The organism is Enterococcus sp. AZ089 (genome assembly GCF_050547225.1).
GTDB classification, from domain to species: domain Bacteria; phylum Bacillota; class Bacilli; order Lactobacillales; family Enterococcaceae; genus Enterococcus_D; species Enterococcus_D entomosocium.
This window is the reverse complement of sequence record NZ_CP172954.1, coordinates 3322638-3338895: the sequence shown is the minus strand read 5'-3', so window position 1 is coordinate 3338895 and position 16258 is coordinate 3322638. Positions and strand designations below refer to the sequence as shown.

Annotated in this window: 15 protein-coding genes and 1 other RNA gene; 9 read left to right on the top strand and 7 right to left on the bottom strand. The window is 45.5% G+C overall.

Going from position 1 to position 16258, the window contains the following annotated elements; translation table 11 throughout:
- Positions 1-44 precede the first annotated feature (44 nt).
- The 3 genes from abc-f to IGJ01_RS15435 form a co-directional block, all read right to left on the bottom strand.
- Positions 45-1628: a ribosomal protection-like ABC-F family protein gene (gene abc-f, locus IGJ01_RS15445; RefSeq protein ID WP_429969658.1), complete on the bottom strand. Its 1584-nt coding sequence runs from the start codon at positions 1626-1628 to the stop codon at positions 45-47.
- Positions 1629-1732: 104 nt separating this feature from the next.
- A complete protein-coding gene (locus IGJ01_RS15440) occupies positions 1733-1861 on the bottom strand; it encodes a hypothetical protein (RefSeq protein ID WP_005233423.1) in 129 nt (42 codons plus the stop codon).
- Positions 1862-1941: 80 nt separating this feature from the next.
- Positions 1942-3942, bottom strand: coding sequence for a KUP/HAK/KT family potassium transporter (locus IGJ01_RS15435; protein ID WP_008382045.1), 2001 nt, complete (start codon positions 3940-3942; stop codon positions 1942-1944).
- A gap of 270 nt (positions 3943-4212) precedes the next feature.
- Here IGJ01_RS15435 and IGJ01_RS15430 point away from each other — a divergent pair, with 270 nt between their 5' ends.
- Together IGJ01_RS15430 and IGJ01_RS15425 are read left to right on the top strand one after the other, a co-directional pair.
- The gene (locus tag IGJ01_RS15430; protein WP_005233426.1) at positions 4213-4968 is read left to right on the top strand and encodes an ABC transporter ATP-binding protein; all 756 of its coding nucleotides are present in this window, start codon (positions 4213-4215) and stop codon (positions 4966-4968) included.
- The gene (locus IGJ01_RS15425; RefSeq protein ID WP_430601244.1) at positions 4969-6549 is read left to right on the top strand and encodes an ABC transporter; all 1581 of its coding nucleotides are present in this window, start codon (positions 4969-4971) and stop codon (positions 6547-6549) included.
- 284 nt (positions 6550-6833) lie between these two features.
- On the opposite strand, the gene IGJ01_RS15420 is transcribed toward IGJ01_RS15425, so the two are convergent.
- The 4 genes from IGJ01_RS15420 to IGJ01_RS15405 all read right to left on the bottom strand — a co-directional run bounded on the left by IGJ01_RS15420 (position 6834) and on the right by IGJ01_RS15405 (position 9394).
- Positions 6834-7313, bottom strand: coding sequence for a universal stress protein (locus IGJ01_RS15420; RefSeq protein ID WP_008382048.1), 480 nt, complete (start codon positions 7311-7313; stop codon positions 6834-6836).
- A gap of 64 nt (positions 7314-7377) precedes the next feature.
- The gene (locus tag IGJ01_RS15415) at positions 7378-7668 is read right to left on the bottom strand and encodes a hypothetical protein (RefSeq protein WP_005233435.1); all 291 of its coding nucleotides are present in this window, start codon (positions 7666-7668) and stop codon (positions 7378-7380) included.
- A 168-nt stretch (positions 7669-7836) separates the two neighbouring features.
- A non-coding RNA gene (gene ssrS, locus IGJ01_RS15410) (6S RNA) lies at positions 7837-8031 on the bottom strand.
- 85 nt (positions 8032-8116) lie between these two features.
- On the bottom strand, positions 8117-9394 hold the full coding sequence (locus IGJ01_RS15405) for a replication-associated recombination protein A (RefSeq protein WP_008382049.1): 1278 nt from the start codon (positions 9392-9394) through the stop codon (positions 8117-8119).
- Positions 9395-9610: 216 nt separating this feature from the next.
- Here IGJ01_RS15405 and IGJ01_RS15400 point away from each other — a divergent pair, with 216 nt between their 5' ends.
- The 7 genes from IGJ01_RS15400 to dtd all read left to right on the top strand — a co-directional run bounded on the left by IGJ01_RS15400 (position 9611) and on the right by dtd (position 15970).
- Positions 9611-10309 carry a DNA-3-methyladenine glycosylase gene (locus tag IGJ01_RS15400; protein WP_430601243.1) on the top strand — a complete coding sequence of 233 codons (699 nt, stop codon included), beginning with the start codon at positions 9611-9613 and terminating at the stop codon, positions 10307-10309.
- The gene (locus IGJ01_RS15395) at positions 10245-10733 is read left to right on the top strand and encodes a DUF3013 family protein (protein ID WP_429969660.1); all 489 of its coding nucleotides are present in this window, start codon (positions 10245-10247) and stop codon (positions 10731-10733) included. Before IGJ01_RS15400 ends, IGJ01_RS15395 begins: the two co-directional genes overlap by 65 nt.
- A gap of 11 nt (positions 10734-10744) precedes the next feature.
- Positions 10745-11692: a 50S ribosomal protein L11 methyltransferase gene (prmA, locus tag IGJ01_RS15390; RefSeq protein ID WP_010749037.1), complete on the top strand. Its 948-nt coding sequence runs from the start codon at positions 10745-10747 to the stop codon at positions 11690-11692.
- A 1-nt stretch (position 11693) separates the two neighbouring features.
- A complete protein-coding gene (locus IGJ01_RS15385) occupies positions 11694-12449 on the top strand; it encodes a 16S rRNA (uracil(1498)-N(3))-methyltransferase (RefSeq protein WP_016612975.1) in 756 nt (251 codons plus the stop codon).
- A 4-nt stretch (positions 12450-12453) separates the two neighbouring features.
- Positions 12454-13119, top strand: a complete 666-nt coding sequence (locus IGJ01_RS15380; RefSeq protein WP_429969662.1) for a deoxyribose-phosphate aldolase — start codon at positions 12454-12456, stop codon at positions 13117-13119.
- A gap of 187 nt (positions 13120-13306) precedes the next feature.
- The gene (locus tag IGJ01_RS15375) at positions 13307-15517 is read left to right on the top strand and encodes a RelA/SpoT family protein (RefSeq protein ID WP_086332721.1); all 2211 of its coding nucleotides are present in this window, start codon (positions 13307-13309) and stop codon (positions 15515-15517) included.
- A gap of 6 nt (positions 15518-15523) precedes the next feature.
- On the top strand, positions 15524-15970 hold the full coding sequence (dtd, locus tag IGJ01_RS15370; RefSeq protein ID WP_005233473.1) for a D-aminoacyl-tRNA deacylase: 447 nt from the start codon (positions 15524-15526) through the stop codon (positions 15968-15970).
- Positions 15971-16258 lie beyond the last annotated feature (288 nt).

The following is a 16258-nucleotide window of genomic DNA, read 5'->3' as shown; positions in this document are numbered from 1 at the left end:
GCTTACTGTAGGAAAATCAAGTTTTTTTGTTGCGAATCAATGTCTTAGTCAATCAATGGGCTTAGTGGCTGGCGTGTGATCTGCTGCTGTGCAATGACCAGGGCTTCTTGGAAGTGCTGCTGCAAAAAGTAGCGGTCATGGCTGACTGCCAGCAGGGTTCCTTGATAATCTTGCAGCATTTCTTCAATTTCTTCTCGGGCATAGCTGTCGAGGTGATTGGTTGGTTCATCCAAAATCAGGACGTTGATTTTTTCTAAAAAGAGTTTCAGTAACGCCAAACGGATTTTTTCACCACCGGATAGATCTTTGATTCGTTTGGCCACATCACCTTGATAAAAACCACTTTTGGCTAATTGCCGACGAGCCGTTTCTTCGTTTCCTGTCAATGTATGGACGTAGGCTAATAGGCGGCTCTCGGGATCGGCAAACTGTAGCTGTTGGGGCAAATAGCCGATTTGTAAGCTGCTGCCGCGCTTGATAGTGCCGCCGCTAGGAAGCTCCTCACCGAGAAGTAATGTGAGTAAGGTTGATTTTCCGGTACCATTGTCGCCGATGATGGCTAGATGCTCCCCACGGTAGATTGCAAAACTGCTGTCTTTGAATAGGAGCTGATCGGCATATTGCTGGTGCAAGTCGCGAACGATGAACACCTCTTTACCTGATTTTCCGCCATTTGCCAAGCCTTGCAGCCGATTTTTCGGGGGCGCTGGCGGTTTGACCAGTGTAAGTTTCGCTAGGCGGCGTTCCAATTCTTTGGCTTTTTTGAAGAAGGATTCATTGTCTCCTTCATGGCCCCACTGACGAAATCGACGAATCATGACTTTCAGTCGCTGGACTTCTTTTTGCTGCAGTTCGTAATTTTTGGTCAGCTCCGCCAAGCGAGCTTCTTTCAAGACACGAAATCGGCTATAGTTCCCAGGATACTCAATCAGGGCGCCTTCTTCCAGTTCCCAGGTCTTGGTGGTGACTTGATCGAGAAAGTGTCGATCGTGAGAAACGACTAGAACCGCTTTTTTCGTATTCTGTAAATAATTTTCCAACCAGCGGATACTTGAAAGATCCAAGTGATTGGTTGGTTCATCCAGTAACAGCAAGTCAGCATCGGTGACTAACACTTTGGCTAAAGCGACTTTGACCCGTTCACCCCCGCTAAGGTCTGTTAACCGTGCGTCCTGCCGATGGGGAATTCCTAACCCTTGTAAGATCGCGGAAATTCGGTCTTCTAATCCATAACCGCCCAGCTCTTCAAAGCGCTGCTGCAGCTCGCCATAACGGATCAGACACTTCTCTAAATCAGTATCGGGTTCTGCCATCAAGGCTTCGTAATGGCTCATTTGCTGTTTGAGTTCTTGAATGTTAGCTGCAGAATGGAGCAGGTAGTGGGTAACGGTTGCTTCAGAAACTGTCAGCTCTTGCTCGACCGTCCCGATCCTCAAGCCTTTTTGGCGGCTGATAACGCCGCTATCGACACCTTCACTGCCAGTCAAGATTTGTAAAAAGGTTGATTTGCCCGTTCCGTTGATGCCGACTAGGGCAATTTTTTCCCCAGCTTCGATTTGGCAGGATAACTCCTCAAATAACGGATTCCCGCCGATGGTTTTTTTAATAGCAATTGCTTGTATGATCATGATCTCTCTCCTTGAGACCACTCAAAAAGGCCATGGATATCCATGGCCAGTGTTATTTAAACTCAGATTTTTTTGAGAAAAATACCTTGAGATGGCCATTGATTTTACGTAAATTTCACTGTTTTGGACAGACTCGTCCCGTCAACAGCAACTGTAAAACCAATTGCATGGCTAAATGCGATATGGTATCGTTGGTAATTTTCATTACTTGTTATTTTAGTCATGCGCATCATGGTCGTTTTCCCTCCTTTGTGTCTTTGTCTTTTCAGTGTACCTGAAAGTATCAGAAAGTTCAACCAGTACTGGCGGTTTCTTAGCGTTCCTCGATGCGTAATTCTGTCAGAGAGCTTTCTTTCATCTGACCGATGACCAAAGGAACGGTCTCATGAACCACATCGCTGTATTCTAAGCCGAACCAGCGTTCAGGTGAAATAGTATGGCGTTTGATAAAAAGCTTCGTCTGCATGACTTGCTTCTGCCATTTGCTTAATGCAGTTGCATTCGACAGCTCTTCTTCGATCATCACGAATTGGAAATCACCCACATTGCGTCCAGGCGTTAAGGAATAGCGTTGCGGCTGCAGCGGCAAGCGACCATCTTTCATCAATTCTTGAATGATTTGGCGAATGTAGAGATTGACTTCTTGCGGCACCCGAAAGCCGAGATAAAGCTTTAGTTTAACGATAAAATCGGTATCTGCCATCGAAACTTCATATTTTTTCGTATAAGGTTCATCGGTGACTTCCACATTGACGAACCAATACACTTTGGCACGCTTCGGCCGTTTGTCTAAAATGGAATAGATGAACTGCTGACCGATCTGATCGTCTTGCAGTTTAGGAACCATGAAGACGACGTTCGTCTGAGATAATGGCAAAGAATCATCTTCCCGCAACTGTTTCAATTGAGGGATGTAGGTAGAAAGTGCAACTTCTTCGGCAGCATTTTCTTGAATACGATTGCCCCATTCCCAAATCAGCATCACACCGATGATCACGCTGGCTAATAAGATGGCAACGTAACCGCCATGGAAAAATTTCGTCGCACTAGAGATAAAGAAAATGCCTTCGATCGCTGCAAAAAAGAGCGTGATGAACGGTGCCAAGAAACGGGTCTTCTTGTTTTGGTGCAAGTAGAAATACAGCAAAATAGTGGTCATCAACATCGTTACCGTAATGGCCAATCCATAAGCGGCTTCCATCCGAGTAGAGGTCTGGAAGAATAAGACTACGCCGGAACAGGCGATCCACAGCAAGGTGTTCAAGGCAGGAATATACATTTGCCCGATAGACGCACCCGGATAGATGATTTGCATCCGCGGCAATAGTTTCAACTTGATGGCTTCAGAAACCAAGGTAAAGGAGCCAGACAGCAGAGCTTGCGAAGCAATGATGGCAGCGAGTGTGGCGAAGCTGACACCAAAGACTGTCCACCCTTGCGGCAACGCTTGGAAAAATGGATTCAAGTTTTCGATTTCTTGATAAGTCGGGTTTTGATAGACTTGCAGCAGCCACGCCGCTTGACCAAAGTAATTCAGCATCAAGCAGATTTTGATATAGGGCCAGCTAGCATAAATGTTTTTCTTACCCACATGACCTAAGTCCGAGTAGAGGGCTTCCGCACCAGTAGTCGCCAAAAAGATATTGCCGAGAATAAAGAGACCAGCGCTGTTATCGGGACTAAAGAGCAAATTGATCGCATACCGGGGATCAAGGGCCCGAATCACCGAAAGGTCACCGGCAAAGTTCATCACACCGACGATGCCCAAGAAGGTGAACCAGCCTAGCATGATCGGTCCGAAGGCTTTGCCGACAAACTCAGTCCCAAAGCGCTGCAGGGCAAAGAGGACCAATAAGATTGCTAAGGTGATGCCGACGATGATCGATTGGTCATTGCCGAAGCGATCAAAAAAGGCTGGAATCCCCCGTAATCCTTCGATGGCAGTGGTTACGGTCACGGCTGGCGTCAATACCCCATCTGCTAGCAGGGCTGCGCCCCCGATGATCGCTGGAATAATCAAGTAGCGGCTGTTTTTACGAACTAAGGTATAAAGGGAAAAAATCCCGCCTTCTCCATGGTTATCCGCGTTTAATGCGATCAAGACGTACTTGATCGTCGTTAACAAGGTCAGCGTCCAAAAGACGAGTGAGACGCTGCCTAAGATAAAATCGGGCGTTAAGGTGCGGAGTCCGCCATTATCCTCCACCAGGGCTTTCATTACGTAAAGTGGGCTCGTACCGATATCACCGTAGACCACCCCCATGGCGACTAAAAGTCCGCCGGCGGTCACTTTTTTCATTTTACTTGAACTCATTGACTGTTTTCCCTCCATTTTAAACTGCAAAAAGACCTAAGCGGCCCCTTGCCACTTAGGTCTTGCAAGAAACATCTTAAACCAGCGGATTCCCGCTTGCTGTTGATCTAAGATCATGGAACGATCCATGTGCTACTCCCCTAAAGTGTTCTTATTATCTTTGTTTTTGCAGCTCCTGTCAATTGATTTGATAAAAATGGCAATAAACATTTTTCTTTTACTACGTTTCAGCGTAAGATAACAATAGGTATGGAATAAGGAGGCAGGAAAATGATTGAGATCAAGAATCTGACGAAACAATATGGACCCAAAAAAGCATTGTCTGATCTTTCCCTGACGATTCGTCAAGGGGAGATCTTTGGCTTTCTGGGACACAACGGGGCAGGGAAGTCGACAACGATCAAAAGCTTAGTTAGTATTTTACAACCGACGAGTGGGGAAATCTTTTTTGACGGTCAATCCCTCGTGGAACATCGGGAAGCGATAAAAAAACAAATTGCCTATGTGCCGGACACGCCAGATTTGTTTTTACAGCTGACGGCTGGGGAATATTGGGACTTGATTGCAGCAGCGTATGAAGTACCGACAGCTGAAAAGGCCGAGCGTTTGCAAAAATTAGGGCGCTTGTTTGATATGCTGTCTCATGAAGAAGAGACCATCGCTAGCTTTTCCCATGGAATGCGGCAAAAAACGCTGCTGATTGGGGCATTGATCCCCGATCCGGACATTTGGATCTTGGACGAACCATTGCAAGGCTTAGATCCCCAAGCAGCGTATGATTTAAAAGAAATGATGAAACAGCATGCTGCCAAGGGCAAGACCGTGATTTTTTCTACCCACGTCTTAGACACCGCCCAGCAGTTGTGTGATCAATTAGCGATTTTGAAAAAAGGTGAGCTGCTGTACAATGGCTCAGTGGCAGATTTGCTGGCACAGCATCCGTCGCTTTCTTTGGAAACAATCTATCTGCAAATGACTGGGAGAAGTCAAGAAGAAGCGATTCTTGCAGAAGCGGAGGAAGCGTAGATGCGAAAACAACAATTTCTGACGCTGACCTCCGTTAATTTGCGGTATGCCAATCCCCAACTAACAGACAAAGCCCGCAAAAAAGGCAAGGCTGGTTCGACCTTGACCAGTTATTTGTTGTTTCAATATGCGCTTTCTGGAGTGGTGTTTCTGCTAGTCTATGGTTTGACGATGATCACATTGGATTTTAGTCAGATGCCGGGCTTTTTTACCTATTATGTCGCTTTGTTCGGGATTTTAGGCTTTTCCCAAGGGATTTCGTCTATTTACAATGTCTTTTTCGAGAGTCAAGACCTGCCAGCGTATTTGCCGCTGCCCTTTCGACAGAGTGAAATTTTTCTGGCAAAGATCGTGGTGGTGTTTCTCACCGTTGCGCCGTTTATTTTTCCCCTGCTGGTCTTATTTCTCCTGACAGGGATTCGGGCAAACGTCTTTTTCTTACTGACGATTTTATGGGCGTTCTTGCTGTTCGGCTTGTTTTTAGTCTTGATCTTCAGCATTTGCAGCTTGATCGTCTTCAGCCTGACGCGCACCAAGTTTTTCTTGAAGCATAAAAAATTGGTCACTAGTTTATTGCTAGGCGTGACGATGCTGGTTGTTGTGATCGGGGTCTTAATGATGAATCAGGTGAATACTTATGAGACAGACGTGGTAGACCGGGGAGCGATCACCTTTTTATTGCCCTTTTATTATGTGATGGTGGCGCCGTTTCAATCCACCGGTTTGCTTAGCTTGCTAGGGATCATCGCCACAGCAGGCGTGTTGCTTTTTGCCCTCTATCGGTTGATCTTGCCGAAGTTTTATGAGCAAGTGGCAGCCGCGGCGCCTAACCAAGGGAGTGTTCGTCGGAAACATAAACCCAATCAAGGCTTGGGCCAGCTGTTGTTTAATTACAATTCGCAGTTGATCCGTGATCCGAATTTGATCATGCAAGTCTTTTCTTCTTCGTTGCTGATGCCCATCATTTTCTTAGTGTCTTTTGTGTTTACTGGGGTGGTTCAGTTAAGTGAATTGGATGAGCGATTTATCGGTGTTGTTTTCGTGGCGGGGATCGCCTTGGCGGCACTGATGGTCAACCCGACTTCTTTTATCAGTAATTTGATTTCATTGGATCAGGAGAATTTCTTGTTTGTCCGCTCCTTGCCGCTATCGATGAAGCGCTACTTGCGGGAAAAATTCCGCTTTGGCGTCGTTTTGCAGCTGAGCTTAACAGCAGTCATCGTGCTGGCAGCAGTGCTTTTATTCAAAATGCCGCTGATTTTGGCTGTCTCTTTTCTAGTCGGGGCACTTTGGAGCAGTTTTCTTTTGTGCTTGAAATATTTTGCTCGGGATTATCGATTGCTGCTTTTGGATTGGACCAATATCAGTCAATTGTTTACGAGAGGGGCGGGGAGTCTTGGGTTAGCCATTGGAACAGTCGCAACGCTATTTCTTTCCGTCATTGTTATCATCCTTTATGGCTTTGCTGCGACTTCGATTGATTTTTGGTTATTGAATGGTCCGGTTTTCTTTGTGATCCTCTTGACCAGCGTCCTTTGGATAGCCCATTATGACCATAGATTTTGGCGTCGTTTTTCCTAAGGGAAGCGACGCTTTGCTTTTTCTATTTAAGGATGGATAAATTAACTATTTATTCAGAAAATTCAGAAAAACTATTTACAATCAAAAGGAAACATGGTTAGATAGGAGTACCTATTACTTTGCTTTCATTTTTTGCTGTACAAGTTTGGATAACCGACTTGTCAAAGAGCTGTGACCAAAGGCAAAAAGACCAATGAGACCTAAGTGCTCGTTGACTCTTTTGCTTTTGTCACGGTTTTTTTTGCACAAAAAAACCTGCCGTTCGTCGGCAGGTCGTCTAGCTATCAAGCTTTGGTGTGGTCTTTTTCTGGGATTTTGTTTTCTAGATCTGTCCGCACAACTAACACATCACAGCCAGCATGGCGAATGACATACTCAGACACGGAACCGATAAAGATTCGTTCCACGGCATTTAAACCAGTGGCACCGATCATAATCAAATCGATGTTGTGATCTTCGGGCAATTGTTTGGCAATGATTGGTTTTGGCGAGCCGTATTCAATCACTGTTTTGACTGCAGTTACTTGGTGTTTGCGGGCATAATCCTCATAGTCTTTCAAAGTTTGTTTGGCCATTTCGGTTGCTTGCTCAGCAAGCATGCCGTCAAAAGAAGAAACGGTTTGAAAGGCCCGAGTGTCGATCACATGTGCTAAAACTAATTCAGAATCATTCCGCTGTGCCACATTCACGGCTTTTTTGAAGGCTAATTCTGACTCGCTAGACCCATCGACGGCTACCATGATTCGTTGATATTGTTGTAACATAAGAAACACTCCCATCTGTTATCTTCTACTTTTATTGTAATGCTTTTTTCTGGAAAAAGAAAACCTAATCTTCCTTTTTTTTCATTTTTTGTGCCAGCAAGATGCTGAACGAAGCGGAAGAGAGCAGCAACAACGCCAAATAAAACAAGGCAATCAGCTCTCTATCGACAAAGCCCACAACCAATGCCACTACTCCTAAAAGGAAATGAATGAGGCTATAGGTTTTTAAGAAGACTTTATTCGCCTCAGTAGTAGGGATCAAAGTGAAAAAAATCGCTTGTTTGGCATAAAGCAAATAACTGGTGCCGAATAATACGAGTGCCACGATCGTAAATAATAGAAGAATCATAAACATACGCCATCCTATTCTAAGTTGATAGGTTTAGTATAGCGAACCCTAGAAAGAATAGCAAAAGCCACCCTTACTTTGATATCAGATGGAGGACGTTGCACGGTTTCTAACGGCTAGAAAACGCAAAAAAGCCATCTGTTAAAAACAGATGGCACATTCTAAAAAGAATGGGTAATATCCGTTGATGCCGTTCTTTTTCCCATAGTATTGATCCCGCAAATTCTAGCAGGTGGGTTCCACGGTCTAAGCTTCGAACTACCAAAGGAAAAGGCATGTTACCAGCATTGACACAAGACGGATCCCAAGATATCAATAAAAATGTTCGGTCAACACACAAAAGGGACAACTCGTACATCACAGAATTCCCACCCTTATAGTAGCATAGGAATGACGAAGGTGCAATAAAGTTGTTTGAAAACGATACCAAAAAGTCACTATTTTTTCTAAGCACCTAGTTTTTTTTCTTTCGTTGCTGCAATTGTTGGTACCGTTGGCCCAACGCTTGCTCATATTTACCGGTGGCTTTCGGTTGATAATAGTGGGTACCTTTTAGCTTATCAGGTAAATATTGCTGATCGACCCATGCATCATCAAAATTATGTGGGTATTGATAGCCAACTCCTCGATTCAAGCTTTCGGCGCCTTTGTAATGACTGTCTCGTAAATGATCCGGGACATCTCCAGCTTTACCGCTACGAATATCTGCGATCGCTGCATCCAATGCCATGTAGGCCGAGTTGGATTTTGGTGACAAACATAGATCGACCACCGTATCGGCCAAAGGGATCCGAGCTTCCGGCAAGCCCAAACGTTCAGCGGCTAACACAGCATTGACGGTTCGAGCAGCGGCTGCTGGGTTAGCTAAACCGATGTCTTCATAACCGATGACCATCAAGCGCCGACAAATGATCGCCAAATCGCCTGCCTCTACTAAACGACCTAAGTAATGCAGCGCACCATCCACATCGCTGCCGCGAATCGATTTTTGAAAAGCAGAGATCACATCATAGTGCGCATCCCCATCTTTATCATGGGTCAATGCTTTGCGCTGTACGCACTCTTCGATGATCGCTAAGGTCAAATGAATAATGCCGTCTGGTCCTTTTGGTGTGGAACGGGCAGCGAGTTCTAAGCCATTGAGGGCGCTTCGTAAATCACCGTTGGTCGCTCGCGAAAGATGCAAGCGGGCATCATCGGTCAATACGATGGTTTCTGATCCAAGTCCGCGAGTTTCATCTGCTAAAGCTTGATCAATGGCGGTCAAAATATCTTCTTCTTGGAGCGGTTTGACTTCAAAAATCTGTGTCCGACTGCGAATCGCTGGATTGATCGTAATGTAGGGATTTTCCGTCGTGGCACCGATCATAATAATCTTGCCGCTTTCTAAATGGGGCAGTAAAAAGTCTTGTTTTGTCTTGTCTAGTCGATGGACTTCATCAAGCAATAAAATGACAGTACCGCTCATTTTGGCTTCCTCTGCCACGATTTGCAGGTCTTTTTTTGTATCTGTGGCGGCGTTCAGCATGCGAAACGCATAGCGTGTCGAGCCGGCGATCGCACTGGCAATGCTGGTTTTTCCGGTTCCCGGCGGTCCGTATAGAATCATCGAAGAAAGCATTTTGGCTTCGACCATTCGGCGAATGATTTTCCCCGGGCCAACCAAATGCTGCTGTCCGACGACTTCATCTAAGTTCCGTGGCCGCATTCGATAAGCAAGTGGCTGCTGCATAAAACGATCCTCTCCTTTTCCTGTAAGTATAACATAAGAACGTACATTCTCATAAACAAGCTGATTTGCGTCCTTACGAAAACAAAAGGGCGCGTATTTTCCACTCAGTCAGCAAAAAACAGGTTCGTTGAAAAGAAATCGTTGAGATCACCGCAACTCTGTAGTCAAAGATAGTAAGTTGACCGAGAATTGTGTAGAATAAAGAGGGTGATGAGAATGGATGAATTAATGGCACTATTTGCGACACAGCCGACAACGACCATCGCACGTGCCTTATTAGGAATGTATTTGGCACATGAGACCCCAGAAGGAACATTAGGTGGGTATATCGTGGATTGTGAAGCGTATCTAGGTCCCGATGATCTGGCGGCTCATAGTGTGGGCATGCGAAACACACCAAGGGTTCGGGCGATGTATCAGGAACCCGGCACGATTTATTTATATACGATGCATACGCATCGAATTGTCAACTTTATTACGCAACCAAAAGGCATCCCACAAGGAATCATGATTCGCGGGCTAGAACCGGTGGATGGGATTGACTTGATGGAACAACAGCGACAAAAAACGGGACCGGATGTAGCCAATGGCCCCGGGAAACTAGTACAGGCACTACAGATTCCAGCTGAGCTTTACGGCGAATCGATTTTTACGAGTCCGCTGCATTTGGTTCCTGAGCGCCGACGTACCCCAAAAGAAATTTTGGCATTGCCTCGAATTGGTATCCCGAACAAAGGGGAGTGGACTCAGATGCCGCTTCGATTTGCGGTAGCTGGTAATCCTTATTTAACAAATATACGAAAAGCCGCTGTTCAGCAAGATCATGGCTGGCTAGAAAGAAGGAATAGTGATGGCGAAAGAAACGATATTGACTTACTTAGATCAGCGATTAACGAAAAAAATCTCCGATTATGATGTGGCGATCGATTGGGATGCCAAAAATCATACCATCGAATTGGTGTTGCGCTTGTTTGCCGAAAATCCTCAACAAGTCCAAATCGACGACGCGCAAGGTGTGGCATCAGAGGAAGCGATCATTGAATTTGAAGATGGGATTTTGTTGTATGATCCACAAAAATCAACGTTTGATGAAGAAGATTATTTAGCGACGATTCCTTATGCAGGAAAAAAAGGGGTCCAAAAAGCGTTGTTAGACGGATTGGTTGATTACATTCAAGAAATCTTAGAAGAAGGCCAAAGCGATCTGCTCGATTTCTTGAACGATGACAGTGAAGAAGCGATCTTTGAATTGCGATTCAACGAAGAAGCATTTGTGGAGAAAATGACGAACTATCAAGCCGGGGCTGGGGAAACCATGATCCCGTACCCTAGTTACTAAGGAGAACGAACATGAAATGGAATGAAGTAACCGTAGCGACAGCTAGCGAAGCAGTGGAAGCAGTCGCCAATATTTTAATGGAACACGGAGCAAGTGGGGTAGCGATCGAGGACGTTTTAGATATCGAAAATTTTAAAAGCGATGCGTATGGCGAAATTTTGGATAAAGAAACCTATACGACCTTAGAAGAAGGCGCGCAAGTCAGTGCCTATTTCCCAGAGACGATTTTTTTGCCAGAAGTGCTGCCGACGATCAAAGCAGCCATCGACCGTCTGCCGGAGTATGGTTTGGCGATCGGCAAAAACACCATCACAACGAGCGAGGTCGTGGAAGAAGCATGGGCGACGGCCTGGAAAAAATATTACCATCCAGTCCGTATCTCCCGCTATCTGACGATCGTGCCGAGCTGGGAAAACTATCAACCGCTGCAAGAAGATGAAAAGATCATCACCCTTGATCCGGGAATGGCTTTTGGGACCGGCACGCATCCTACGACACGCTTGACATTACAAGCCCTAGAAGTCTACTTGCGGGGCGGTGAAACCGTCTTAGATGTCGGGACGGGCTCAGGGGTGTTAAGTATCGCCAGCAAATATTTAGGTGCCAAAGACGTGTTTGCTTATGATCTAGATGAAGTCGCTGTGAGGTCCGCCCAAGAAAATATGGCGATGAACCCCATTGCTCACGATGTGACCGTGCAAGCCAATGACCTTTTGCAAGGGGTGACGGTCCCTGCTGATCTTATCGTTGCCAATATTTTAGCGGATATCATTTTATTGATGATCCCTGATGCATGGCGTTTATTGAAGCAAGAGGGTACCTTGATCGTTTCTGGGATCATTGAGACGAAAAAACAATTAGTGATCGATGCCATGATCGCACAAGGCTTTGAGATCGATCAATTGTTCAATCAAAAAGACTGGTATGCGATCGCCTTTAAAAAACCAGAGGTAGAGTAAGATGCAGCGATATTTTTTACAGGAGCCTTATGAAGCAAAAGCGGTGTTTGCCGTTTCGGGAGAACCCTTCCACCATATGATCCGAGTGATGCGCATGACTCCCGGCACGAAAGTCGGTTTAGTTTTTGAGGATCATTTGGCGATCATCGCCAAGATCAAAGAGGCCGATGAAGAAACGGTTTACTTAGAGGAAGTCGAAAAAGAACAGCAGGACAAGGAATTGCCGCTGCAGGTCACGATCGCTAGCGGCTACCCGAAAGGTGACAAGCTGGACTTGATCGTTCAAAAAGGCACGGAACTTGGGGCGGCAGCCTTTATCGGTTTTCCTGCGCAAACTTCGGTCGTGAAATGGGATCAAAAGAAGTTACAGAAAAAGCAGCAGCGGCTGCAAAAAATCGCCCAAGAAGCGGCGGAGCAATCCCAACGGCAGATCGCACCAGCCATCACACTGCTGGATAACGCCAAAGCATTTTGGCAAAGCCTCAGTCAGTACGATGCGGTCCTAGTGGCTTATGAAGAATCAGCCAAGCAAGGAGAAGCAGCGATGCTGCTGCAAGTGATCACCGAATTGCCCGTTGGTAGCAAAGTTTTAGCGATCTTTGGCCCAGAAGGCGGTCTGACCCCCTCCGAAATCGAAGGAGCCCAGGAAAACAACGCTAAATTATGCGGGTTAGGCCCTCGGATTTTACGAACAGAAACAGCACCGTTTTATTTTTTAAGTGCTGTCAGTGTGCTAACGGAATTAAAGAGGATGTGAGTTGATGAATAAGAACCAAGAAGCAATCAGTGTCCGTTTGTTGACGGCCGATCTGACCGACTGGGTCTTGAAGGATTTTATCAATCAATATAAAACGGCTTTAAAGGAAGTCGTCGTTTTGCCTAGTGCCATTCGGCGGGCGAAAATCTTGGCACAAGGCTCTTCCTTACAAATCGGCGCAGTGATCGATTACCCCCTTGCCCAAGGAACACTGGCAAAGGTAGCGTTTGAAATCGGTCGGGCGTTTATGGAAGGTGCCGATTTTTTGGAAGTCTGGCTACCGGCTTCTTCCTTCATGGAAAATGATCGTGGCTTTGCGGAGTTGACCGAAACGATCCGCTCCTTGACCTTGACAGGAGGGGAGATCCGCTTAGCTGTGCAAACCGAGATCATGAATGAATTGACGAAGATCCAAGTGGCACAACGCTTGAAAGAAGAAGCATGGCCAAAGATCGTGTTAGGACAAAAACAACCACTAGCAGAAGCATTGCACGACGTGAGCTTGTTTTCCTTAGATGGTGGCAGTCAACTGTCGATCCAGATCAATCCTGACACAATAGATGAACAAGCTATGCAATCACTACAGGCTGCCGGCGCCGAGAAAATCGGGCTCTCGTATCATGTTTTTGAAGAAATGCTTAAGGACAAGCCGGCACCCGATGTGCTTTGAACAACAGCGATTGAAAAATAGCTGAAAAATTTGTATAATAATACTACTAAATAAGAACTGCAGGTTAGACAGGAGTCCCATGCTTAGAACGTTTGTCCGCAAGGCTTTGGGTGCGTGACGAAACGTTAACAGCGACTTCTGTCTGCCTTTTTGATAGCACAAAAAAGAAAAGCAGGAGGCGGAATGAATGGCAAAAGAAGTTATATTGACCGGGCCCAACGTCATCAAATTGGTCGCTCATTATATGAGTGAAGAACACGTTGCCTTTGTCCAAAAAGCATTAGACTACGCGACAGAAGCCCACAAAGAACAATTCCGTAAATCCGGCGAGCCTTACATTATTCATCCAATCCAAGTTGCGGGGATCTTGGCAGAATTGCAGATGGACCCTCATACCGTTGCAACAGGTTTTTTGCATGATGTCGTCGAAGATACCGATGTGACGTTAGCCGATCTGAAAGAAGAATTCGGTGCCGATGTAGCGATGCTAGTGGATGGCGTGACCAAGCTGGGTAAGATCAAGTACAAATCTCATGAAGAACAATTAGCAGAAAATCATCGGAAAATGTTGATCGCCATGGCGCAAGATTTACGGGTCATCATGGTCAAACTGGCTGACCGTTTACATAATATGCGTACGTTGAAACATCTGCGGGAAGACAAACAACGCCGCATCGCCCAAGAAACGATGGAAATCTATGCCCCATTGGCTCATCGTTTAGGGATCAGCCGAATCAAATGGGAACTAGAAGATATTTCTTTGCGTTACTTGAATCCACAGCAATATTACCGAATCGTGCATTTGATGCAGACCAAACGAGAAGAACGGGAATCCTACGTTTCCGAAACCGTGGAAGAGATTCGGATCGCTACGGAGGAACTAGATATCTATGCTGAGATCTATGGTCGACCAAAGCATATTTACTCGATCTATCGCAAAATGAAAGACCAAAAGAAACAGTTCAATGAAATTTATGATTTGTTGGCGATCCGAGTGATCGTTGACTCCATCAAAGATTGTTACGCGGTTTTGGGAACGATCCATACAAAATGGAAACCAATGCCTGGGCGGTTCAAGGACTATATCGCGATGCCAAAAGCCAACATGTACCAATCGCTGCATACGACGGTCATTGGTCCCAAAGGCAATCCTGTCGAGATCCAAATTCGGACCCATGAAATGCATGAGATCGCTGAATTTGGGGTTGCTGCGCACTGGGCCTATAAAGAAGGCAAGACCGAAAAAGTCCGAGCCGACAAGATGACCCAACAAGTTGGCTGGTTCCGTGAAATCTTGGAACTGCAAGATGAAAGCTATGATGCTTCTGAATTTATGGAAGGTGTCAAAGGCGATATTTTCAGCGACAAAGTCTATGTATTTACGCCAAAAGGTGATGTGACGGAGTTGCCTCAAGGCTCCAGTCCACTGGATTTTGCCTATAGCATCCATACCGACATCGGCAACAAAACTACTGGTGCCAAGGTCAACGGCAAAATGGTCCAATTAGACTATAAGCTGAAAAATGGCGACATTATTGAGATTCTGACATCACCGAATTCCTTTGGGCCAAGCCGCGACTGGGTCAAACTAGTTGCTACCAGCAAAGCGAAGAACAAAATCAAACGATTTTTTAAAGCCCAAGATCGTGATGAGAATATCATCAAAGGACATGAGGCAGTGGTTCGTACCTTACAAGATATGGGCTTTGTGCCAAAAGAATTCTTGACGAAAAGCAAAATGGCGGAAGCTTGCGAACGATTCAATTATCAAACAGAAGATGACCTGTTTGCCTCTGTCGGCTATGGGGAAGTCAGTCCCACGACCTTAGCCAACCGTTTGACCGAAGAAGAACGGCGCGAGAAACAAATCGAGAAGCAAAAGCAGCAAGTCCAAGAGATGATCAATCAACCGGCGAAAAAAGAACCAGAAAAAATGAAGGTTCGTCACGAAGGCGGCATTGTCATTGAAGGGGTCGATAACTTGTTGATCCGCATCTCCCGCTGCTGCAATCCGGTTCCTGGGGATTCGATCGTCGGCTATATTACTAAAGGGCGGGGAATCTCGATCCACCGCAGCGATTGCCCCAATGTTCAAAACAAAGAGGCAGCGAACCGTTTGATCGATGTTGAGTGGGAAGATGCTACCGACATCAACAAAGAATACGATGCCGATCTTGAGATCTATGGCTATGATCGTTCTGGGTTGCTCAACGATGTCTTACAGACAGTCAACACTGTCACCAAGCGTTTGGTAAGTGTCGAAGCCAAAACCAATAAAGACAAAATGGCAACGATCCGTATCACGGTGGCGATTCAGAATTTGACTCATTTGAAATCGATCGTTGATAAAATCAAGCAGATTCCAGATGTTTACAGCGTCAGACGTACGAAGGGGTGAGAAAGAATGCGGGCAGTGATCCAGCGAGTCAGTCAAGCAAGCGTGTCGATTGAGGACAATATCGTCGGTGCGATCCAACAAGGGTTCATGGTTTTGTTGGGGATCACCCATGAGGATACAGGCGACGATGTGGCTTATCTCGTAAGAAAAATCAAAAATCTGCGGGTTTTTGAAGACGAAGAGGGCAAAATGAATCGGTCACTGGAAAGCATAAACGGCGCCGTCTTGAGTATTTCACAGTTCACCCTTTATGGGGAGACCAAGAAAGGCAATCGCCCTAGTTTCATTCAAGCGGCACCGCCAAGTATTGCGATCCCGCTTTACGAAGCCTTTAATGAAGGTTTACAAGCCGAAGGCATCACTGTTGCTACTGGAAAATTTGGCGCAGATATGCAAGTCGCCTTGGTCAATGATGGCCCGGTGACGATCGTGATCGATACGAAAGAAAAATAGGGAATACAAAACGAAGGATTTTCTCGCTGGAAAAGAGTGGGAGAATTCCTTCGTTTTTTTTATACTCTCGAAAGCGCTAAGCATTTTTGATGGAATCCAAGTGAAATCTAAGTTGAAATCGGGAAATCTTACAAAACTGTTAGCAAAAATTCCATTCTTTTATTTGTTATTTAACATCTTTTTCTTGTTCTTTTATAAGGGTTATTAAATGGAAATATCTTTTTCACCCGTTTTTTAATATTTTAAATTCGAAAAACGATCCTTTATTGCGATTGTTCTTGAGGGAGA